Source organism: Sphingobium jiangsuense (assembly GCF_014196495.1).
Lineage (GTDB): Bacteria > Pseudomonadota > Alphaproteobacteria > Sphingomonadales > Sphingomonadaceae > Sphingobium > Sphingobium jiangsuense.
In genome coordinates, this window is the sequence record NZ_JACIDT010000015.1 from 14123 (window position 1) to 35380 (window position 21258).

The 21258-nt window shown below is 66.0% G+C and carries 18 protein-coding genes; 17 read left to right on the forward strand and 1 reads right to left on the reverse strand.

The annotated features are described in order from the left end of the window. Positions 1-130 precede the first annotated feature (130 nt). The 11 genes from rimP (at position 131) to GGR43_RS17380 (ending at position 11454) form a co-directional block, all read left to right on the forward strand. Entirely contained in the window at positions 131-652 is a 522-nt protein-coding gene (gene rimP, locus GGR43_RS17330; RefSeq protein WP_188073230.1) for a ribosome maturation protein RimP, read from the forward strand. A gap of 6 nt (positions 653-658) precedes the next feature. After that, positions 659-2233 carry a transcription termination factor NusA gene (gene nusA / locus GGR43_RS17335; protein ID WP_188073231.1) on the forward strand — a complete coding sequence of 525 codons (1575 nt, stop codon included), beginning with the start codon at positions 659-661 and terminating at the stop codon, positions 2231-2233. 7 nt (positions 2234-2240) lie between these two features. Continuing rightward, on the forward strand, positions 2241-2477 hold the full coding sequence (locus GGR43_RS17340) for a tautomerase family protein (RefSeq protein ID WP_188073232.1): 237 nt from the start codon (positions 2241-2243) through the stop codon (positions 2475-2477). Between the two features lie 45 nt (positions 2478-2522). Beyond that, on the forward strand, positions 2523-3188 hold the full coding sequence (locus GGR43_RS17345) for a DUF448 domain-containing protein (RefSeq protein WP_188073233.1): 666 nt from the start codon (positions 2523-2525) through the stop codon (positions 3186-3188). 69 nt (positions 3189-3257) lie between these two features. Continuing rightward, entirely contained in the window at positions 3258-5879 is a 2622-nt protein-coding gene (gene infB / locus GGR43_RS17350; RefSeq protein WP_188073234.1) for a translation initiation factor IF-2, read from the forward strand. A gap of 109 nt (positions 5880-5988) precedes the next feature. After that, positions 5989-6375, forward strand: a complete 387-nt coding sequence (gene rbfA / locus GGR43_RS17355) for a 30S ribosome-binding factor RbfA (RefSeq protein WP_188073235.1) — start codon at positions 5989-5991, stop codon at positions 6373-6375. Between the two features lie 5 nt (positions 6376-6380). Further along, positions 6381-6935, forward strand: a complete 555-nt coding sequence (locus tag GGR43_RS17360) for a GNAT family N-acetyltransferase (RefSeq protein ID WP_188073236.1) — start codon at positions 6381-6383, stop codon at positions 6933-6935. Beyond that, positions 6932-7834, forward strand: a complete 903-nt coding sequence (gene truB / locus GGR43_RS17365; RefSeq protein ID WP_188073237.1) for a tRNA pseudouridine(55) synthase TruB — start codon at positions 6932-6934, stop codon at positions 7832-7834. Before GGR43_RS17360 ends, truB begins: the two co-directional genes overlap by 4 nt. Before the next feature lie 18 nt (positions 7835-7852). Then, complete coding sequence (rpsO, locus tag GGR43_RS17370) at positions 7853-8122, forward strand: 30S ribosomal protein S15 (protein WP_188073238.1); 270 nt, start codon at positions 7853-7855, stop codon at positions 8120-8122. Between the two features lie 314 nt (positions 8123-8436). Continuing rightward, the gene (pnp, locus tag GGR43_RS17375; RefSeq protein ID WP_188073239.1) at positions 8437-10737 is read left to right on the forward strand and encodes a polyribonucleotide nucleotidyltransferase; all 2301 of its coding nucleotides are present in this window, start codon (positions 8437-8439) and stop codon (positions 10735-10737) included. Between the two features lie 264 nt (positions 10738-11001). Continuing rightward, the gene (locus GGR43_RS17380) at positions 11002-11454 is read left to right on the forward strand and encodes a hypothetical protein (protein ID WP_188073240.1); all 453 of its coding nucleotides are present in this window, start codon (positions 11002-11004) and stop codon (positions 11452-11454) included. Positions 11455-11589: 135 nt separating this feature from the next. On the opposite strand, the gene ypfJ is transcribed toward GGR43_RS17380, so the two are convergent. Next, a complete protein-coding gene (gene ypfJ, locus GGR43_RS17385) occupies positions 11590-12492 on the reverse strand; it encodes a KPN_02809 family neutral zinc metallopeptidase (protein ID WP_188073241.1) in 903 nt (300 codons plus the stop codon). Positions 12493-12612: 120 nt separating this feature from the next. On the opposite strand from ypfJ, the gene GGR43_RS17390 reads away from it, so the two are divergent. From GGR43_RS17390 to GGR43_RS17415, 6 genes are all read left to right on the forward strand, one after another. Beyond that, on the forward strand, positions 12613-13806 hold the full coding sequence (locus GGR43_RS17390) for a patatin-like phospholipase family protein (RefSeq protein WP_188073242.1): 1194 nt from the start codon (positions 12613-12615) through the stop codon (positions 13804-13806). Continuing rightward, positions 13803-14600, forward strand: a complete 798-nt coding sequence (locus tag GGR43_RS17395; protein ID WP_188073243.1) for a 3-hydroxybutyrate dehydrogenase — start codon at positions 13803-13805, stop codon at positions 14598-14600. Before GGR43_RS17390 ends, GGR43_RS17395 begins: the two co-directional genes overlap by 4 nt. Before the next feature lie 106 nt (positions 14601-14706). Beyond that, positions 14707-15342 carry a protein-L-isoaspartate O-methyltransferase family protein gene (locus GGR43_RS17400; protein WP_188073244.1) on the forward strand — a complete coding sequence of 212 codons (636 nt, stop codon included), beginning with the start codon at positions 14707-14709 and terminating at the stop codon, positions 15340-15342. Between the two features lie 135 nt (positions 15343-15477). After that, complete coding sequence (locus GGR43_RS17405; protein WP_188073245.1) at positions 15478-16068, forward strand: DUF2497 domain-containing protein; 591 nt, start codon at positions 15478-15480, stop codon at positions 16066-16068. A 357-nt stretch (positions 16069-16425) separates the two neighbouring features. Next, positions 16426-19134, forward strand: a complete 2709-nt coding sequence (locus tag GGR43_RS17410) for a valine--tRNA ligase (protein ID WP_188073246.1) — start codon at positions 16426-16428, stop codon at positions 19132-19134. A gap of 90 nt (positions 19135-19224) precedes the next feature. Continuing rightward, entirely contained in the window at positions 19225-21252 is a 2028-nt protein-coding gene (locus GGR43_RS17415; protein ID WP_425502247.1) for a TonB-dependent receptor, read from the forward strand. Positions 21253-21258: the final 6 nt, after the last annotated feature.

Sequence of the window (21258 nt, forward strand, 5' to 3'; positions counted from 1 at the left end):
CTCGCCTTGCACTATATCCGCCACGTTCTCCTGACATCGGCACCATGGCAGGGTCGGAACCGCAAGGGTCCGGCGGCAAAGGTCCATGCCTGCTTCAACGGGCCGCATGTCTACAGGAAAGGATGCTTATTTGGTCGATCTGGCCGCCTTGACCCAGTTGATTGAGCCGGAGGTGCGTGCCCTCGGTTTCGAACTGGTGCGCGTGAAGATGTTCGGCGGCGACGACCCGACCCTTCAGGTGATGGCGGAGCGCGCGGATACGCGCCAGCTCACCATCGACGATTGCGCGAAGATTTCACGCCGCCTGTCGGACATGCTGGACGAGAAGGACCCGATCGAGGGAGCCTACCGGCTGGAGGTTTCCTCCCCCGGCATCGACCGGCCGCTGACCCGCCTTCGGGATTTCGCCGACTGGGCCGGGCATGAGGCGCGCGTCAACGTGGTCGAGGGCGTCAATGGGCGCAAGCAGTTCAAGTCCATCCTCGCCGGGACGGACGGCGACACCATCCTGCTCGACGATCCGAAGCTGGGCCGTGTCGAGATAGGCTTCGACAATCTGTTCAGCGCCAAGCTGGTGCTGACGGATGCGCTGATTTCTGCTACCATGCCGCTTTCCTCCGAGGGGGCGGACGAGATTGAGACGGAAGGATAAGGAACGATGGCCACCGCCATTTCCGCCAACAAGGCCGAACTGATCGCGATCGCCAACTCGGTCGCCTCGGAAAAGATGATCGACCGCGCCATCGTCATCGAGGCGATGGAGGACGCGATCCAGCGCGCGGCCCGCGCCCGCTACGGCGCGGAGAACGACATCCGCGCGAAGCTGGACCCGGATACCGGCGACCTGCGGCTGTGGCGCGTGGTGGAAGTGGTCGAGCAGGTGGACGATTATTTCCGTCAGGTGGACCTGAAGCAGGCGCAGAAATTGCAGCCGGGCGCGGCCATCGGCGACTTCATCGTCGATCCGCTGCCGCCGATCGACCTCGGCCGCATCGACGCGCAGTCGGCCAAGCAGGTGATCTTCCAGAAGGTCCGCGACGCCGAGCGCGAGCGGCAATATGAGGAATTCAAGGACCGCGTCGGCGAAATCATCACCGGCGTCGTCAAGTCGGTGGAATTCGGCCATGTCGTCGTCAATCTCGGCCGCGCCGAGGGCGTGATCCGCCGCGATCAGCAGATCCCGCGCGAAGTCGTCCGCGTCGGCGACCGCGTGCGTTCGGTCGTGCTCAACGTCCGCCGCGAAAATCGCGGGCCGCAGATTTTCCTCTCCCGCGCGCATCCCGAGTTCATGAAGAAGCTCTTCACGCAGGAAGTGCCGGAAATCTACGACGGCATCATCGAGATCAAGGCCGCCGCCCGCGATCCGGGCAGCCGCGCGAAGATCGGCGTCATCAGCCATGACGGCAGCATCGATCCGGTCGGCGCCTGCGTCGGCATGAAGGGCAGCCGCGTGCAGGCCGTCGTGCAGGAGATGCAGGGCGAGAAGATCGACATCATCCCGTGGAGCGAGGACACCGCGACCTTCGTCGTCAACGCGCTCCAGCCCGCGACCGTTTCCCGCGTCGTCATCGACGAGGACGAAGGCCGCATCGAGGTGGTGGTGCCCGACGACCAGCTCAGCCTCGCCATCGGCCGCCGCGGCCAGAATGTCCGCCTCGCCAGCCAGCTGACCGGCAAGGCGATCGACATCATGACCGAGGCCGACGCCAGCGAGAAGCGGCAGAAGGAATTCCTCGAACGCTCCGAAATGTTCCAGAACGAGCTGGACGTGGACGAGACGCTGTCGCAGCTGCTGGTCGCCGAGGGCTTCGGCGAGCTGGAAGAGGTCGCCTATGTCGGCATCGACGAGTTGGCGAGCATCGAAGGCTTCGACGACGAACTGGCGCAGGAGCTCCAGAACCGCGCGCTTGAGGCGCTCGACCGCCGCGAGGCCGCCGCGCGCGAGGAACGCCGCGCGCTCGGCGTCGAGGATGCGCTGGCCGACATGCCGCACCTCAACGAAGCGATGCTGGTCACGCTGGGCAAGGCGGGCATCAAGACGCTCGACGATCTCGCCGACCTTGCGACCGACGAACTGATCGCGAAGAAGCGCCAGTCCGACCGCCGTCGCGGCCGGGGCGAGAATGCCGAGGACAAGGGCGGCATCCTTGCCGAATATGGCCTCAGCGAAGAGCAGGGCAATGAGATCATCATGGCCGCCCGCGCCCACTGGTTCGAAGGCGAGGAGGGCTGATTCGTCCATGCCGTTCGTCGACATCCGCCTGGCAGGCCCGGTAACGCGCGATCAGAAAAGCGCGCTCGTGGCCGATATCACCCGGTCGCTCGCGGAGCGGCTGGGCAAGCCGGCGGCTGCCGTGCAGGTGACGATCACCGAATATGCGCTGGAAAACTACGGCGCGGGGGGCGAGCTTCTTGTGGATCGCCTGTCCGCCGCCGCTATCGGGGAGGACGCCAATGCCGCGGACACTTCCCGATGATCGGCCCGCGACCGGCATAAGCATAAAGAGCAGGGAGGCGCTGGCATGAGCGAGCGCCGCTGCATCCTGACGGGCGACCGCGCCGCGCCGGATCATCTGGTGCGCCTGGCGATCGCGCCCGATGGCACCGTGATGCCCGACGTGCGCGGCAAGGCGCCGGGGCGCGGGGCGTGGCTCGGCGTGTCCCGCGACGAACTCGAAAAGGCGATGGCGGGCGGCAAGTTGAAGGGCGCGCTCGCCCGCGCCTTCAAGGACGGAACCATTGCCATCCCCGCCGACCTGCCGGAGAGGATCGCCGCCGCGCTGGAGCAGCAGGCGATGGACCGGCTGGGGCTGGAGGCGCGGGCGTCCAACCTCGTCACCGGATCGGAGAAGATAGAGGTGGCGGCGCGGCGCGGACAGGTGCATATGTTGCTTCATGCCGCCGATGCCGCCGCCGACGGCCGCCGCAAGCTCGATCAGGCATGGCGCGTGGGCGAGGAGGCAGAGGGCAGCGATCGTGCAGGGCAGGTCTTGCCTGTCGGCCGCGACGCCCTATCTAGGGCGATGGGGCGCGAGAATGTCGTGCACATCGCGATTACGGATGGCAAAGCGGCCGGTCGGCTGACGGCGTTGTTAAGTCGCTGGCAAAGCTATGTCGGATGCGCTAACGGGGGGCAGCCAAAGCCTCTGCCGGAGGCGCGACCTGTGGAATGTCCGCCGGACATATAGGATGAGCGGCTGGCCTGCGATGGGCCGGGCCGCATTTGGCGTTGCAGTTGAGAAGGTTGAATTCAGTCGATGAGTGACAGCAAGGAAGACAAGCCGGTACTGGGCCGCAAACCGCTGGGGATCAAGCGGACGGTCGAGTCCGGTCAGGTTCAGCAGAGCTTCAGCCACGGACGGAAGAACACCGTCGTGGTGGAGGTGAAGCGCCGTCGCGTCATCGGCAAGCCCGGTGAGGGCGGCGCCGCGACTCCGCCGCCGGCCCCTTCATCCGGCGCGGCGCCCGCGCCTTCGCCCGAAGCGGCCCAGCCCGCCGCGCCCGCGCGCCCCGCCGCTCCGGCGGAAGCCCGGCGCCCCGCGCCTTCACCGACGCCCGCGCCGCGCAACGACCTGATGTCCCGTCAGGAGCTTCAGGCGAAGCTGCTGCGCGAGGCGGAGGAAGCGCGCATGGCCGCGCTGGAGGAAGCGCGCCGCCGCGAGGAGGCCCAGCGTCTCGCCGCGAGCGAGGAGGAAAAGCGCCGCGCGGAGGAAAACCGCCGCGCCGCCGAAGCCGAAACCGGCGCCCCGCAGGAAGCGTCCGCCGCGCCGGAAGCCGCCGCCGAGGCGCAGGCCCCCGCCGCGACTCCGGCGAAGGAAGAGGCCGCTCCGTCCGAAGCCGCCGCGCCTGCCGCGGGCGCTTCGACCGAGGAAAAGCCGCGCGAGGCCGCCGCGCCGCCGCCGCGTCGCTTCACCCCCGTCACCCCGGCCAAGCGGCCGGAGCCGACCAAGCCGGAACGCACCAAGCGCGGCGGCGAGGCCGACCGGCGCCAGTCGGGCAAGCTGACCGTCAATCGCGCGTTGTCCGACGACGACAGCGCCCGCGCCCGCAGCCTCGCCGCGCTGAAGCGCGCCCGCGAGAAGGAGCGCCGTCATACCATGGGCGGCTATCAGCAGCCGCGTGAAAAGCAGGTCCGCGACGTGGTGGTGCCCGAAGGCATCACCGTGCAGGAACTCGCCAACCGCATGGCCGAAAAGGGCGCGGATCTGGTGAAGGCGCTGTTCAAGATGGGCATGATGGTCACGGTCAACCAGACCATCGACCAGGATACCGCCGAACTGCTCGTCACCGAATTCGGCCACAACATCCAGCGCGTGTCCGACGCCGACGTGGAAATCGACACCGAAGCGGATGTCGATGCGCCCGAAACGCTCAAGGCGCGTCCGCCGGTCGTCACCATCATGGGCCATGTCGACCATGGCAAGACCTCGCTGCTCGACGCGCTGCGCGGCACCGATGTCGCCACCGGCGAAGCGGGCGGCATCACCCAGCATATCGGCGCCTATCAGGTGAAGACCAAGGGCGGCGATCTGCTGACCTTCCTCGATACGCCGGGCCATGAGGCGTTCAGCGAAATGCGCGCTCGCGGCGCCAATGTGACGGATATCGTCGTACTGGTCGTCGCCGCCGACGACGGCTTGATGCCGCAGACGATCGAGGCGATCAACCACACCAAGGCGGCCGGCGTGCCGATGATCGTCGCGATCAACAAGTGCGACAAGCCGGAAGCCAACCCGCAGAAGGTCCGCGAGCGCCTGCTCGAACATGAAGTGATCGTCGAGGATATGGGCGGCGAGACGCAGGACGTTGAAGTCTCCGCGCTCAAGCGCACCGGCCTTGACGACCTCATCGAGAAGATCATGCTCCAGGCCGAGCTGATGGAACTGAAGGCCAACCCCGATCGCGCCGCCGAAGGCACGGTGATCGAGGCGAAGCTGGACAAGGGCCGCGGCCCGGTCGCGACCATCCTCGTCAAGCGCGGCACGCTCAAGGTCGGGGACGTGTTCGTCGTCGGCGAGCATTCGGGCAAGGTCCGCGCGATGGTCAACGACAAGGGCCAGAACGTCAAGGAAGCCGGGCCGTCCATGCCGGTCGAGGTGCTCGGCCTTGGCGGCGTGCCGCTGGCGGGCGACCTGCTTTCCGTGGTGGAGAACGAGGCCCGTGCCCGCGAGGTCGCCACCTATCGTCAGGAACAGGCGACCAAGAAGCGCACCACTGCCGCGCCGACCAGCTTCGAGAACATGTTCTCGGCGCTCAACACCACGACCATCGAATATCCGGTCGTCGTGAAGGCGGACGTGCAGGGGTCGGTCGAGGCGATCATCAGCGCGCTGAACAAGGCGTCGACGGACGAGATCAAGGTGCGCGTGCTCCATTCGGGCGTCGGCGCGATCACCGAAAGCGACGTCACGCTGGCCGCCGCCAGCCGCGCGCCGCTGATCGGCTTCAATGTCCGCCCCAATGCCAAGGCGCGGGTGCTGGCCGAGCGCGACAAGATATCGCTGCGCTATTATGACGTGATCTACGACCTGCTCGAAGAGGTGAAGGGCGAGATGGCGGGCCAGCTTGCGCCCGAACGCATCGAAACGGTCGTCGGCCGGGCCGAGGTCAAGGAAGTGTTCCCGGCGGGCAAGAAGGACAAGGCCGCGGGTCTGCTCGTGGTCGAGGGCTTCATCCGCAAGGGCATCAACGCGCGTCTTACGCGCGACGATGTCATCGTGTCGAAGACCGTCATCGCCTCGCTGCGCCGGTTCAAGGACGATGTCGCCGAAATCCGCGCGGGCCTGGAATGCGGCGCGGTGCTTCAGGACACCAACGACATCAAGCCGGGCGACATGCTCGAACTGTTCGAGGTCGAGGAGCGGGCGCGGACGCTCTGACGTCCGGCGCTGTCGGATAGGCAAGTGGGTCCGATGGACAAGCGGCGCGCGGCTTGAGCAAGGGTCGCGCGCTGCGTTGTTTCGGCCTGTTTTGGGAAGGTGATGTGCGATGAGCGGCAATGAAGGCCCCTCCGTCCGCGTGCTGCGCGTCGGCGAGCAGGTTCGCCATGTGCTGGCCGATATCCTCCAGCGCGGCGACGTGCACGACGATGTGCTCGCCCGCCATGTGGTGAGCGTGACCGAGGTGCGCATGACGCCCGACCTGCGCCATGCGACGGTGTTCGTCAAATCCCTGCTGGGGCAGGACGAGGAGGAGGTGCTGAAGGCCCTGCGCACCAACACCGCCTTTCTCCAGCGCGAGGTCGCCCATCGGGTGAAGCTCAAATATGCGGCGAAGCTGAAGTTCATCGCCGATGAGAGCTTCGACGAGGGCAGCCATATCGACGCGCTGCTGCGCGATCCCAGGGTGGCGCGGGATCTCGACCGCGAGGATTGATGGCGATGGCTCCCAAGGCCGCCGATGCCGGCGCGCTGTCCGCTCCGCTGATCGACGGCGAGGTGCGGATCCTCCCGTTCGAGCCGGCCCATGCCGCGCCCTTGCGCGCCGCCTGCGAGCAGGATCGCGACATCTGGCAGATCTACCCCGTCAACATGCTGGCCGAGGATGCCGACGAGCGCCTGCGCGCCTTTCACGGCGAGCAGGGCTGGGTCCGCTTCGCCGCGTTCCGGGGCGATCATCTGGTCGGCACCACCAGCTATATCCATCCCGATCCCGCCAATGGCACGGTGATGATCGGCGGCACCTATATAGAGCCGTCGGCGCGCGGCACCGGGTTCAACCGGCGCATGAAGCATCTTATGATCGGCCATGCGTTCGCCTGCGGCTTCTGGCGGATCGAATTCACCGTCGACACGCGCAACACGCGCTCGATGGAGGCGATGCGCAGGCTGGGCGCGGTGCACGAAGGGATATTGCGCCGGAACCGCGTGACATGGACCGGCCATGTCCGCGACACCGCGCTGTTTTCGATATTGGCGGACGAGTGGAACGGATGAACGAAGCGAAGGCACCGCTCCATGGCTGGCTGATCCTCGACAAGCCCCATGGGCTGGGCTCCACCCAGGCGGTGGCGGCGATGAAGCGCTGCCTGCGCGAGGCGGGCGAGGCCAAGACCAAGATCGGCCATGGCGGCACGCTCGACCCGCTGGCGACCGGCGTGCTGCCGATCGCGCTGGGCGAGGCGACGAAGCTTGCCGGGCGGATGCTCGACAGCGACAAGGCCTATGATTTCACGATCCGCTTCGGCACGCAGACCGACACGCTCGATGCCGAGGGCGAGGTGATCGCGACCAGCGGCCATCGCCCGTCGCGGGCGGAGGTGGAGGCGGCGCTGCCGCGCTTCACCGGCCCGATCGAGCAGATGCCGCCCGCCTATTCGGCGCTGAAGATCGACGGCCGGCGCGCCTATGACCTCGCGCGGGCGGGGGAGCAGGTGGTGCTCAAGGCCCGCCCGGTGACGATCCATGCGCTGGCGCTGCTGGACCATGACGGGGAAAGCGCGACCTTCTCGGCCAGCGTGTCGAAGGGAACCTATATCCGCAGCCTCGCCCGCGACATCGCGCTGGCGCTCGGCAGCGTCGGGCATGTGACGATGCTGCGGCGTACGAAGGCGGGGCCGTTCACGCTCGAACAGGCGATTGTGCTGGACAAATTGAACGAAGCTGCTAAGGCGCGCGATATTAGGCGGCTTGTGCTGCCTTTGGCGACAGGGCTGGACGACATCCCGGCTCTTGCCGTCTCCCGCGATGAGGCATTGATGCTCCGCCAGGGGCGCGTGCTCGCCGGGAACCCCCGTGAGCAGGGGCTGATGCTGGCGATGGAGGGGGCGGTTCCCGTCGCGCTGGTGGAGGCTTTCGGCCCTGAAATCAGGGTCGTGCGGGGCTTTAATCTCTAGCTGTAGAAAGGAAGCCCGATGTCGATTACTGCTGAGCGCAAGGAAGCGCTGGTCAAGGAATATGCCCGCGCCGAGGGCGATACCGGTTCGCCGGAAGTGCAGGTTGCGATCCTCTCCGAGCGCATCTCCAACCTGACCGAGCATTTCAAGGATCACCACAAGGATAATCACAGCCGTCGCGGCCTGCTGATGCTGGTCAACAAGCGCCGCAGCCTGCTCGATTATCTGAAGAAGAAGGATCAGGGCCGCTATGAGGCGCTGATCGCAAGGCTGGGTCTTCGCAAGTAAGTCCGGCAAAAGGGACGGCCCCGCGTGAAGCATGACCAGCAAAAGTGGGAACCGGTTTTGCGCCCGGTCATGCATATACAAGGCTGAAACAAGATCGGCTTGGCAAAGCAGATTTGCCAAGCCGATCTTGTTTCCGGCCGTTTCGATTCCGGGACTTTGGTGCTATAAGCCCCGCACTCAATCAGGAAAGGTCGCAATTCGGCGGCCTTTTCCCATAAGGGGGCGAGAAGAATGCCTCCGCACCGCCGCGGGCCGGACAGCCCGCACCGTAAGCCCCGCCGTGCAATAGGGCGCAGTGGGTGGAAGGAAAATCGATGTTTGATGTGAAGAAAGTGGAAATCGAGTGGGGCGGAAAGACCCTGACGCTCGAAACGGGCCGTATCGCCCGTCAGGCCGACGGCGCGGTGCTCGCGACCTATGGCGAAACGGTGGTGCTGTGCGCTGTCACGGCGGCCAAGTCGGTGAAGGAAGGGCAGGATTTCTTCCCCCTGACCGTTCACTATCAGGAAAAATATTCGGCCGCGGGGCGCATCCCCGGCGGCTTCTTCAAGCGTGAACGCGGCGCGACGGAAAAGGAAACGCTGGTTTCCCGCCTGATCGACCGTCCGGTCCGTCCGCTGTTCCCGGAAGGCTTCTACAACGAAATCAACGTCATCGCCCAGGTGATGAGCTATGACGGCGAGACCGAGCCGGATATCGTCGCGATGGTCGCGGCGTCGGCCGCGCTCACCATCTCCGGCGTGCCCTTCATGGGGCCGATCGGCGCGGCGCGCGTCGGTTTCAAGGATGGCGAATATCAGCTGAACCCGTCGCTTAGCGAAGCGGCCGAAGGCCGCCTCGACCTCGTCGTCGCCGGCACGCAGGACGCGGTGATGATGGTCGAGTCCGAAGCCAAGGAACTGACCGAGGACGAGATGCTGGGCGCCGTCATGTTCGCCCATGCCGAATCCCGCAAGGTGATCGACGCGATCATCAAGCTTGCCGAAAAGGCGGCGAAGGAGCCGTGGGAAATCGACCTCGGCGACAACACCGCCGACCTCAAGGCGGAGATCAAGGCGCTGATCGGCGCGGATATCGCGGCGGCCTACAAGCTGACCGACAAGTCCGCCCGTTCGAACGCGCTCAATGCCGCGCGCGACAAGGTGAAGGCGAAGTTCGCCGAGGCCGACGGCCAGACGCTGATGACCGCGATCAAGGTCACCAAGAAGCTGGAATCGGAAATCGTCCGCACGGCGATCCTGAAGGACGGCCAGCGCATCGACGGTCGCACCACCACGCAGGTCCGCCCGATCGAATCGATGGTCGGCTTCCTGCCGCGCACCCATGGTTCGGCGCTGTTCACCCGTGGCGAAACGCAGGCGATCTGCACCACCACGCTGGGCACCAAGGACGCCGAGCAGATGATCGACGGCCTCGACGGCCTGCGCTATGAAAGCTTCATGCTCCACTATAACTTCCCGCCCTATTCGGTCGGTGAAGTCGGCCGCTTCGGCGCGCCGGGCCGTCGTGAAGTCGGCCATGGCAAGCTGGCATGGCGCGCGCTGCATCCGGTGCTGCCGACCAAGGAAGAATTCCCCTACACCATCCGCGTCCTCTCCGACATCACCGAGTCGAACGGCTCGTCGTCGATGGCGACGGTGTGCGGCGGCTGCCTTGCGATGATGGACGCGGGCGTTCCGCTGAAGCGTCCGGTGTCGGGCATCGCCATGGGCCTCATCCTCGAAGGCAAGGAGTTCACGGTTCTCTCGGATATTCTCGGTGACGAGGATCATCTGGGCGACATGGACTTCAAGGTCGCGGGCACCGAAGAGGGCATCACCAGCCTTCAGATGGACATCAAGGTCGCGGGCATCACCGAAGAAATCATGCGCCAGGCCCTCGCGCAGGCGAAGGAAGGGCGCGCGCACATTCTCGGCGAGATGAAGAAGGCGCTGGGCGAGGTCCGCTCCGAGCTTTCCGCCCACGCCCCGCGCATCGAGACGATGCAGATCGACAAGTCGAAGATCCGCGACGTCATCGGCACCGGCGGCAAGGTCATCCGCGAGATCGTCGCGGAAACCGGCGCGAAGGTCGATATCGACGACGACGGCGTGATCAAGATCAGCTCGTCCGACGTTAACCAGATCGAAGCGGCGCGGGCATGGATTCTCGGTATCGTCGAGGAACCGGAAGTCGGCAAGGTCTACACCGGCAAGGTCGTGAACATCGTCGATTTCGGCGCGTTCGTGAACTTCATGGGCGGCCGCGACGGTCTCGTCCATGTGTCCGAGATGAAGAACGAGCGTGTCGAGAAGCCGACCGACGTCGTGTCCGAAGGGCAGGAAGTGAAGGTCAAGGTGCTCGAAATCGACAATCGCGGCAAGGTCCGCCTGTCGATGCGCGTCGTCGATCAGGAAACCGGCGAAGAGCTGGAGGACACCCGTCCCGCGCGTGAACCGCGCGAGAAGCGGGATCGCGGCGAGCGGAGCGATCGCGGTGGGCGCGGCGACCGGGGGGGCGACCGTGGCGGGGATCGCGGCGGCGACCGTCGCCGCAACCGTGGCCCGCGCCCCGAGCGCGCGGAAAAGGATGACGACGCACCGGGCGGCCTGCCGGATTTCCTGACGCAGGACTGAGCGCAGGACTGGTCGGGCGCGATCTGTAAACAACGGTAAAGAGGGGCCGTCCGGCATCGTCGGGCGGCCCCTTTTCCTTTCCTTTTCGCGCTCGTGCCATAATTGTCCCGTAACTGCGGGACATGCGGCGAGCGGATGCTCCCCCTATTTGCCGCCCATCCCGAATGTCTTCCCCACAAGTCAAGGTGGCGCGGCAAGGGTCATTGGTGGTCGCTGCGTCACTTTCGGGTCGCCAGCCAATGACACCATAAAAATGGAGTTGCTATGATCATGGCGTCCGGCGACCGGCGCGGTCGCACGGAGGGGGGCGGTTCCTCGCCGGAGGAGGGCGAAACCGGAATATTCCGCCTGAAGGGCGGGCAGGACGACGCGGGAACGTCGCCTGTCGATTATGAATATCTCGCGGCGGACCTGCACGCGGCCAACCGGCGGCGGGCGGACCTGTTCCGCCATGCGGTGATGGCGGACAAGGTGATGGACATCATGCTGACCGCGCTGATCGCGCACGAGCAAGGCACGGTGCTGACCCGCAAGGCGGCGGCCATGGCCAATCGCCTGACGGCGGAGGATGCCGAAGCCCTTATCGCCGGCCTGACCGACGCCCGCCTGCTGGAGGACGGCCCCGCACCCGGCCGGATCAGGCTGACCGCGACGGGCGTGGACCGGATGCGGGATTATATCCGTCATGTCCGGGGACGGCGCGGCCCGGCGAAATAGGGGACGGATTGGGGTGAAGAGCGGCGTTCGCCTTTACCGTCACCCCAGCGAAGGCTGGGATCGCAGGCCATGGTGCGCGCCGTCTCCACAGATGCCAGCCTGCGCTGGCATGACGTGAGAAATTGAAGCCGCCGCTCAGATAGCCGTCGCCGAGAAGGTATCGCAATCGGCCGGATTGCCGCTTTCCAGCCCGCGCCGCAGCCAGCGCATGCGCTGTTCGGACGAGCCGTGGGTGAACATGCTTTCCACCGGCGCGCGGCCCGCTCCGCGCATCAGCGTGTCGTCGCCGATCGCATGGGCGGCCTGCATGCCTTCCTCCAGATCGCCCGGTTCCATCAGATTCTGGTCGCGCGCGGCCCACACGCCCGCATAGCAATCCGCCTGCAACTCCATCCGCACCTGCAAGGCATTGCCTTCCGCCTCGCTCGCCCGTTGCTGGGCGGAGCGGACCTTGTCCGAAAGGCCGGTGACGGTCTGGATATGATGGCCGACCTCATGCGCGATGATATAGCCGATCGGGAAATCGCCCGGCGCGTTGAAGCGGGTTTTCATCTCCTCGAAGAAATCGGTGTCGAGATAGATTTTCCGGTCGGCGGGGCAGTAGAACGGCCCCATCGCCGATTGCGCCGCGCCGCAGCCCGACATGCCGTTCTGGCTGTAGAAAACCAGCGTCGGCGCGGGATATTGCTGCCCTTCGGCGGAGAAGATTTCCTGCCAGCGACGCTCGGTCGAGCCCAGCACCTTCAGCGAGATGCGCTGGATGTCCGTCAACTCGCCGGTGTTTTTCGGGCCTTCCGCCTGTTGCTGCGGCCCGCCGCCGCCCTGCGTGCCGAACATCGACCCCAGGTCGAGCCCGCCGCCCATCACCGCCATCACGATCAGCACCACGGCGATCCCCGCGCAGCCGAAGCGGGAGCCGATCATCGGCAGCAGCATGCCGAGCAGATTGCCCCCGCCGCCCAGACCTCCCCCAAATCCGCCGGACCGCCCGCTCTGGATTTCGAAATTGCTGCTTTCCTGTTCGTCGTCGAGGCGCATGGGTCGATCCTTTCCTCCCGCCTGATTAAGCGACCCGCGCGGGGATTGCCACAAAAAGCGAAGCCGCCCCCATTTGGCTATTGGCATGCTGCGCTGCGGCATCCTATAAGCGCATGCATCATGGACGCACATCGGCACCGTTCCTTGCGCCATACCGGGGCGCCCATGCCGCTGCCCGATCATGTGGTGCTGGTCCTGCAAGGCGGCGGCGCGCTCGGATCGTTTCAGGCGGGCGTCTATGAACAGCTTTCCGCGCTGGACATAGAGGTGGACTGGGTCGCGGGCATCTCCATCGGCGCGATCAACGCCGCGATCATCGCCGGCAACCCGCCCGAACGCAGGCTGGAAAGGCTGCGCGCCTTCTGGAACAAGGTGAGCGGCGGCATGCCCAATTTCTGGCTGCCCGAAAGCAACCATGTCCGCGAGGCCGCGCATCTGGCGGCGGCGACCGTGGTGGCGATGCAGGGCGTGCCGGGCTTTTTCCGCCCCCACGGCCTGCCCGCGCCGCTGATGCCGCCCGGATCGCGCGGGGCGATCAGCCTCTACGACAGCTCTCCGCTCATCGAGACGCTCGACGAGCTGGTCGATTGGGACCTGCTGAACGACGGGCCGGTGCGGCTGTCGGTCGGCGCGGTCGATGTGGAAACCGGCAACTTCGTCTATTTCGATACCCGCTCGCCCCAGGGCGGCCCGCGCCCCAACGGGCGGATCGACGCGCGGCACATCATGGCGTCGGGCGCGCTGCCGCCCGGCCTGCCGCCGATCGAGATAGACGGCCGCCATTATTGGGACGGCGGCCTCGTTTCCAACACGCCGCTCGCCTATGTGCTCGACAATCAGTGCGACACCGACATGCTGGCCTTTCAGGTCGATCTCTTCCCCGCCGAAGGACCGATGCCGAGGGAACTGACCGACGTCTGGTCGCGGCAGAAGGACATCCAATATTCCAGCCGCACCCGGCAGGTAACGGACCTCTATCTGCGCTTCCGCAAGGAGCATGGCGCGATCCGCGCGGTACTGGACAAGCTGCCCGCCGCCATGGCCGACGACCCGGACGTGGCGCGCCTGCGCGGGATGATCAACGAGGGCGCGCTCAACATCGTCCACCTCATCTATCGCAGCCGCGAATGGGAAAGCGGCGCGCGCGATTTCGAATTTTCCCGGTCCACCATGCTCGACCACTGGACGCAGGGCATGGAGGCGGTGCAGGACGTGATGCACAAGGGCGACCTTATCGCCCGCAACATCGTCGACGGGTCCACCGCCGCCTTCGATCTCGACCGGCCGGATCATCTGAAGGAGAAGAAAGCATGACGCAGGGCAAGTCCCTTACAGGCAAGACGGCGCTGGTCACCGGGTCCACCTCCGGCATCGGGCTGGCCTATGCCAGGGCGCTGGCGGGCGAGGGGGCGAATGTCGTCATCAACGGCTTCGGCGATGCCGATGCGATCGAGAAGGAGCGCCGGGAACTGGAGGCGCTGAGCGGCGCGCGGGCGCTCTATTCCGGCCATGACCTTACGAAAACGGAAGAAATCGAGGCGATGATGCGGGATGCCGCGCAGGCTTTCGGCGGCGTCGATATCCTCATCAACAATGCCGGCACCCAGCATGTCGCGCCGGTCGAGGAATTCCCGGTGGAGAAGTGGGACCTCATCATCGCGCTCAACCTTTCCTCGGCCTTCCACACGACGCGGCTCGCCGTGCCTTATATGAAGGAGCGGAAATGGGGGCGGATCATCCAGACCGCCTCGGCCCATTCGCTGGTCGCCTCGCCGTTCAAGAGCGCCTATGTGACGGCCAAGCACGGCCTTGCCGGCTTCACCAAGACGATCGCGCTGGAACTGGCGACCTCCGGCGTCACCGCCAACTGCATCTCGCCCGGCTATGTGTGGACGCCGCTGGTCGAGAACCAGATTCCCGACACGATGAAGGCGCGGGGGCTGACGCGCGAGCAGGTGATGAACGACGTGTTGCTCGCCGGGCAGCCGACCAAGCAGTTCGTCACCGCCGAGCAGGTGGCGGCGATGGCGCTGTTCCTCTGTTCCGACGCGGCGGCGAACGTCACCGGCGCCAATCTGTCGGTCGATGGCGGCTGGACGGCGCAATGAACGGCGTTTCCGGGCCAACAGCTGTTTCACTTGGCTCGAAATCGCTCTAAAGGGCGACCGATTTGGTCTTGATGCGCGGTGTCGCGCAATGATTCGGGAGGCGGTTTTGAGCGAGGTTGATTTTGCGGCGATGCGTGCGGCCATGGTGGCGAGCCAGCTTCGCACCAGCGACGTCAATGACAGTGCGGTGATCGCGGCCATGCTGCGCATCCCGCGCGAGGATTATGTGCCCGCCGAGCGCCGCGAAACCGCCTATGTCGATCGCCCGATCCCGCTGGGCAACGGCCGCGCGATCAATCCGCCGCTCGCCACCGGGCGGCTGCTGACGGTCGCGGAGATCGCGCCGGGCGACAAGGTGCTGCTGCTCAATGACGCGACCGGCTATTCCTCCGCGCTGCTCGATGCGATGGGCGCGGTCGTGACCGCCGTGGACGAGGCGGACCGCCCCGCCACTCTGCCCGCCGCCGTGACCTGGGTGCAGGGGCGGGCGGAGCAGGGCCATGCCGAGGGCGCGCCCTATGACGTGGTGCTGATCGACGGCGCGGTGGAGGAAATTCCCGATGCGCTCAAGGCCCAGCTGGTCGATGGCGGCCGGATCGTCGCGGGGCTGGACGAGCGCGGCGTGACCCGCCTCGTCGCCGGGCGCAAGATCGGGGACGCGGTCGGGTTCGTCAATCTCGCCGATCTGGAGATGGTGCGGGCGGCGGGCTTCCGCGTGCGCCCGCGCGAATTTACCTTCTGATCGAACCTTTTTTCGTCGGAAAGAGCGCTCATCCTGCCCTATAACCGGTTGAATTGTGCCAGCTTGACACAATAAGAGAAGCTGTCATTGTGCGATCCGGCAAAGAGGGGTAGTGTGGTTGCAGGTGGGCTTGGGATGGGCGATATGAGCAAGGAACCGTCCATGGAGGAAATCTTGTCCTCCATCAAACGTATCATTGCCGAAGATGCGGAAAATGCGGTGTCCGGGCGCGCGCGTTCCGATCAGAAGGCGCGTCCGCGCAGGGAAAGCGACCGCGAGGCCCATCGCAAGAACGTGATCGCCAATATGGTGGCGGACGGCGGGGATGAGCCCTTGTCCTATGTCGATGAGGTTCTGGAACTGACCGACGAAATGCCGCGTGTCGGCAAGGGAGCGGAAATGGACCATGACGTGACGCCTTCCCCCGCCCGCGCCGAAAGCGCCACGGCTGCGCCTTCCCCTGCTTCCGCCGCGGCGCCGGAAACGCCCGCAACGCCGGAAACCATCGTATCGGTGGAAAGCGAGGTCGCGGCACGCACCTCTCTGGCGGCGCTCTCCTCGCTGGTGGTCAAATCCGCCGAGCCGGGCGAGAGCAATACGCTGGAGGGGCTGGTCCGCGACATGCTGCGCCCGATGCTGAAGGACTGGCTCGACAGCAACCTGCCGACTATGGTCGAAGGCATGGTGGCACGCGAAATCGCGCGGATTACGGGGCGGCCTCTTTAAGGCGGTTTCCACCGTTGCCTGCCGGCGAAATTGGCTGACCGCTGCCTTTTTACCGTCACCCCCGCGCAGGCTGGGGTCGTAAGCGATGTTGCGCATCGTCTCCTGAGATACCAGCCTGCGCTGGCATGATGGGCCGGGATGGCTAGCTGATCTTTTTTCCCAGCCAGAATAAAGACAGGGCTTCGACAACCTCAGGGCGAACGGTTCTTTTATCCGCAATTCTTTTGTCCGCAATCAGCTGAAAGCGGCCATCCTCGCGCATCGGTTGCGTTCCCGCACTCCGGCCACAGCCCCCAGCCGCAAAGACCGCCGCCCGCTGTTCCCTTTTCCGGCAAATCCCGTTAAAGCCTCGCGCCTATGACTGAACTCGCCAAGACATTCGATCCGTCCTCCATCGAGGCGCGCTGGTATGCCCATTGGGAAGGGCGGGGGCTGTTTCGCCCGGACCGCCCGGATGCGCAACCCTTCACCATCGTCAATCCGCCGCCCAACGTCACCGGCAGCCTGCATATCGGCCATGCGCTCGACAATACGCTGCAGGATATCGTGATCCGGTACGAGCGGCTGCGCGGCAAGGATGCGCTGTGGGTGGTCGGCACCGACCATGCGGGCATCGCCACGCAGATGGTGGTCGAGCGCCAGATGAATGCGCGCGGCGAGAAGCGCACCGACTACACCCGCGAGCAGTTCATCGACAAGGTGTGGGAATGGAAGGCGGAGAGCGGCGGGACGATCACCGGCCAGCTTCGCCGCCTCGGTTGCTCGATGGACTGGAGCCGCGAGCAGTTCACCATGGACCCGCATTTCACCCGCGCGGTGGTGAAGGTGTTCGTCGATCTCTATAATCGCGGCCTGCTCTATCGCGACAAGCGGCTGGTGAACTGGGACCCCGGCCTCAAGACCGCCATTTCCGACCTGGAGGTCGAGACGAAGGAAGTGCAGGGCAAATTCTGGCACTTCCGCTATCCGCTGGCCGACGGCGTGACGCTAGACGACGGCCGCGATTATATCGTCGTCGCCACCACGCGCCCGGAAACCATGCTGGCGGACATGGCCGTTGCGGTGAACGGCGGGGATGAACGCTACAGGAGCGTGATCGGCAAATATGTCGAACTGCCGATCACCGGCCGCCGCATTCCGATCGTCGCCGACGAGCATGCCGACCCGGAACTGGGGTCGGGCGCGGTCAAGATCACGCCGGGGCATGATTTCAACGACTTCGAGGTGGGCAGGCGCGCGGGCATCAAGGCCGCCGACATGCTCAACATGCTGGATGCCGATGCGAAGGTGGTGCAGACCGCCGATGGCCTGATCCCCGCCGACTATATCGGCCTCGACCGCTTCGACGCGCGGACGAAGGTGGTCGAGGCGCTGCGCGCGCTCGACCTGCTCGATTTCGCGATGGTCGAGGTCGAGGGCGAGGGCGAGGGCGAGAACGGCACGAAGGCAACGCGCAAGGTCGAGAAGATCGAGGACCGGGTGATCCAGACGCCCTATGGCGACCGGTCCGGCGTGGTGATCGAGCCGTGGCTGACCGACCAATGGTATGTGGATGCGGCGACGCTGGCGAAACCGGCGATCAAGGCGGTGAAATCCGGCGCGGTGGAGATCGTGCCGAAGGCCTGGGAAAAGACCTATTTCAACTGGATGGAGAATATCCAGCCCTGGTGCGTCTCCCGCCAGCTCTGGTGGGGGCACCGCATCCCGGCATGGTATGACGAGGACGGCGCGGTCTATGTCGCCGAGGATGAGGATGCGGCGCGGGCGCTTGCCGGCAACAAGCCGCTGACCCGCGACAATGACGTGCTCGATACCTGGTTTTCCTCCGCGCTGTGGCCGTTCGCGACGCTCGGCTGGCCGGAGGACGATGCGCTGGTGCGGCGGCATTATCCTAACGACCTGCTCATCTCCGGCTTCGACATCCTGTTCTTCTGGGATGCAAGGATGCTGATGCAGGGCATTGAATTCATGAAGGAAGTGCCGTGGAAGCGGCTCTACCTCCATGGTCTTGTCCGTGCTGCCGACGGGCAGAAGATGTCGAAGTCCAAAGGCAATGTGGTCGATCCGCTCGGCCTCATCGACAGCTATGGCGCGGATGCACTGCGCTTTTTCATGGCGGCGATGGAGAGCCAGGGCCGCGACGTGAAGATGGATGAGAAGCGCGTGGAGGGCTATCGCAATTTCGCGACCAAGCTGTGGAACGCCACCCGCTTCGCCATGGCGAACGGCATCGGCGCTTCCACCTCGGTCGGGGCGCCCGCCACCGCGCAGGCGGTGAACCGCTGGATCATCGGCGAAGTGGTCGAAACCGTTGCCGCGCTCGACAAGGCGCTGGCCGAACTGCGCTTCGATGCGGCGGCCAATGCGATCTATCATTTCGTGTGGGATCAGTTCTGCGACTGGTATCTGGAGCTTATCAAGGGCCAGATCGACGAGGAGACGAAAGCCGTCGCGGGCTGGGTGCTCGACCAGATCCTCGTGATGCTGCATCCGTTCATGCCGTTCATCACCGAGGAATTGTGGCATGCGCTTGGAGAGCGGGACCATGACCTGATCGTCGCCCGCTGGCCCGCACCCGCCGCTGCGGTCGATGCCGAAGCCAAGGCCGAGATCGAATGGCTGATCCGGCTGGTGAACGGCGTGCGCGCCGCACGGGCCGAACTCAACATTGCACCGGGCGCGCGGCTGGAGATGTTCGTGCGCGACGCCGGGCCTGCCACCGGCCATCGCCTGAGCACGCAGTTTGCCGCCCTGTCGCGCCTCGCGCGGGTCAATAGCTGCTCGGCCGACGCGCCGCCCGCCGGGGGATCGGCGCAGGTGGTGGTGGATGAGGCCACGTTCATCCTGCCGCTGGAGGGCGTGATCGATATCGCGGCTGAAAAGGCGCGTCTTTCCAAAGCTCTGGAGGCCGTTTCGAAGGAAGTGAAGTCGCTTGAAGGGCGTCTCGGCAATCCGGCCTTCGTCGAAAAGGCGAAGCCGGAGGCGGTGGAAAAGGCCCGTGCCGACCATGCCGAGAAATCGGCGGAGGCGGAGCGGCTCCAGGCGGCGCTGGCGCGGCTGGCGTGAAAAGGCGGACGCGGGCCTGTGTCCGTGCCGTCTGCCGATATTGAGGCATCATGGAAATACTATGCCGCAAAGCATTGATATACGATGTCGATGGGTAATGACGTGAAGGGCGCGCTCGGCATCGCCCTCCTCATGACCTGTGCTCAGGCCCATGCGGCGGACGGCGAGGCGCCAGCGGAGGGCGCCGCTCAAGGCGCGATCGTCGTATTGGGGCAGGGCCTGCCGCCTCCTCCCGCGACGCCCGCCTATGGCACGGAGGTGCTCGATCGGCGGAGCCTCGTTACCGAGCCTTCGGGCCGGGTCGAAAATGCGCTCGCCACCATTGCCGGTTTCCAGCAATTCCGTCGCTCCGACAGCCGCTCCGCCAATCCCTCCGCCCAGGGCATGACGCTGCGCGCGCTGGGCGGCAATGCGTCGAGCCGGGCGCTGCTGCTGCTCGACGGCGTGCCGCAGGCCGATCCGTTTTTCGGCTACATCCCGTTCACCGCGCTGGTGCCGGAGCGGCTGGGCGCGATCCGCGTGACGCGCGGCGGAGGTGTCGGGGCCTTCGGCGCCGGAGCCGTCGCGGGTACGGTCGAGATGATGAGCGCCGACCGCGCGCAATTGCCGCCCTATGAGGCTTCGGCCTTCCTCGGCAGCCGCGACGCGCAGGAGGCGAGCGCGACCCTCTCCCCCGATATCGGCGCGGGGTTCCTCTCGCTGTCGGGCCGGTGGGAGCGGGGGGACGGCTTCTGGACGACGCCCCACACTCTGCGCGTCGCCGCCAGCGTTCCGGCGCGCTACCGCGACTGGTCGACCAGCCTGCGCGCCGTCGCGCCGGTGGGCCGCCATGGCGAGATACAGGCGCGCCTCGCGCTGTTCCGCGACAATCGCACCTTGCGCTTTGCCGGGGCGGACAGCAGCAGCGAGGGCGAGGACGCCAGCATCCGCTATGTCGGGCGCGGGCGCTGGCAGGTCGATGCGCTGGCCTATGTGCAGGCGCGCAACTTCACCAATATCACGGTAAGTTCAACCAGTTACCGGCCTGTCCTCAATCAACGTGATACCCCCGCAACGGGCCTTGGCGGCAAGCTGGAACTGCGTCCGCCGGTCGGTGGCGGCCATGTGCTGCGCATCGGTGCGGACACGCGGATCGTTTCGGGCACGATGCTGGAAGATGCGCTCGACGCCACGGGGAGGGTGACGGCGCGCCGCCGTGCCTTCGGGCGGCAACTGATGGCGGGGCTGTTCGTGGAGGACGACTGGACGCTGGGCCGCCTCACCCTGACCGGCGGGGCGCGGGTGGATCGCTGGACGATCCGCCGCGCGTCCTTCTTCGAGCAGAGCGGGGCGGGCGTCACCACCATCGACGACCATTTCCCTGACCGGCGCGGGTGGGAGAGCAGTTTCCGCGCCGGGGCGCTGTGGCAGGCGAGCCCCGCCATCGCCCTGCGCGCGGCGGGCTATACCGGCTTCCGCCTGCCGACGCTCAACGAGCTCTATCGCGGCTTCACCGTGTTCCCGGTCCGCACCGATGCCAATCCGGCATTGAAGCCGGAAAAGCTGAAGGGCGTCGAGGCGGGCGTCGACCTGACGCCCGCGCCGGGCCTGCGCCTGGCCGCGACCGCCTTCTACAACCGGCTGGACGACGCCATCGCCAATGTCACCCTCCCACCCCCCGCCACCAATGTGCGCCAGCGCCGGAATGTGGACGCGATCGTCGCCAAGGGGGTGGAGCTTTCCGCCGAGGGGGATCTGGGGCGGGTGCATCTGGCGGCCTCCTATGCCTATGCCCATGGGAAAGTGCGGGCCGCAGGCGGCCTCGACGGGCAGGCGCCCGCGCAAAGCCCGCGCCATATGGCGAGCGGCGCCATGGGTTGGGCCCCGGTCGAGGGAAGCGATCTGGGGTTGAGGCTGCGCTATGTCGGTCCGCAATATGAGGACGATCTGGGCGAGAACCGCATGTCCGACGCCTTCACCGTCGATGGCCATGCCCAATGGCCGCTGGCGCGCGGGGTCAGCCTTGTCGGGCGGGTCGAGAATCTGTTCGATGCGCGCGTCGTCACCCGGCAGGTGGGCGCAGATATCGACCTTGGCCTGCCGCGCACCTTGTGGCTGGGTATAAGGATAACCGGATAAGATATT

Bases quoted from the DNA above. Each gene is read 5' to 3' on its own strand.
- nusA (WP_188073231.1), top strand. From the start codon at position 659: ATGGCCACCGCCATTTCCGCCAACAAGGCCGAACTGATCGCGATCGCC.
- GGR43_RS17340 (WP_188073232.1), top strand. From the start codon at position 2,241: ATGCCGTTCGTCGACATCCGCCTGGCAGGCCCGGTAACGCGCGATCAG.
- GGR43_RS17345 (WP_188073233.1), top strand. From the start codon at position 2,523: ATGAGCGAGCGCCGCTGCATCCTGACGGGCGACCGCGCCGCGCCGGAT.
- infB (WP_188073234.1), top strand. From the start codon at position 3,258: ATGAGTGACAGCAAGGAAGACAAGCCGGTACTGGGCCGCAAACCGCTG.
- rbfA (WP_188073235.1), top strand. From the start codon at position 5,989: ATGAGCGGCAATGAAGGCCCCTCCGTCCGCGTGCTGCGCGTCGGCGAG.
- GGR43_RS17360 (WP_188073236.1), top strand. From the start codon at position 6,381: ATGGCTCCCAAGGCCGCCGATGCCGGCGCGCTGTCCGCTCCGCTGATC.
- truB (WP_188073237.1), top strand. From the start codon at position 6,932: ATGAACGAAGCGAAGGCACCGCTCCATGGCTGGCTGATCCTCGACAAG.
- rpsO (WP_188073238.1), top strand. From the start codon at position 7,853: ATGTCGATTACTGCTGAGCGCAAGGAAGCGCTGGTCAAGGAATATGCC.
- pnp (WP_188073239.1), top strand. From the start codon at position 8,437: ATGTTTGATGTGAAGAAAGTGGAAATCGAGTGGGGCGGAAAGACCCTG.
- GGR43_RS17380 (WP_188073240.1), top strand. From the start codon at position 11,002: ATGATCATGGCGTCCGGCGACCGGCGCGGTCGCACGGAGGGGGGCGGT.
- ypfJ (WP_188073241.1), bottom strand. From the start codon at position 12,492: ATGCGCCTCGACGACGAACAGGAAAGCAGCAATTTCGAAATCCAGAGC.
- GGR43_RS17390 (WP_188073242.1), top strand. From the start codon at position 12,613: ATGGACGCACATCGGCACCGTTCCTTGCGCCATACCGGGGCGCCCATG.
- GGR43_RS17395 (WP_188073243.1), top strand. From the start codon at position 13,803: ATGACGCAGGGCAAGTCCCTTACAGGCAAGACGGCGCTGGTCACCGGG.
- GGR43_RS17405 (WP_188073245.1), top strand. From the start codon at position 15,478: ATGGGCGATATGAGCAAGGAACCGTCCATGGAGGAAATCTTGTCCTCC.
- GGR43_RS17410 (WP_188073246.1), top strand. From the start codon at position 16,426: ATGACTGAACTCGCCAAGACATTCGATCCGTCCTCCATCGAGGCGCGC.
- GGR43_RS17415 (WP_425502247.1), top strand. From the start codon at position 19,225: ATGGGTAATGACGTGAAGGGCGCGCTCGGCATCGCCCTCCTCATGACC.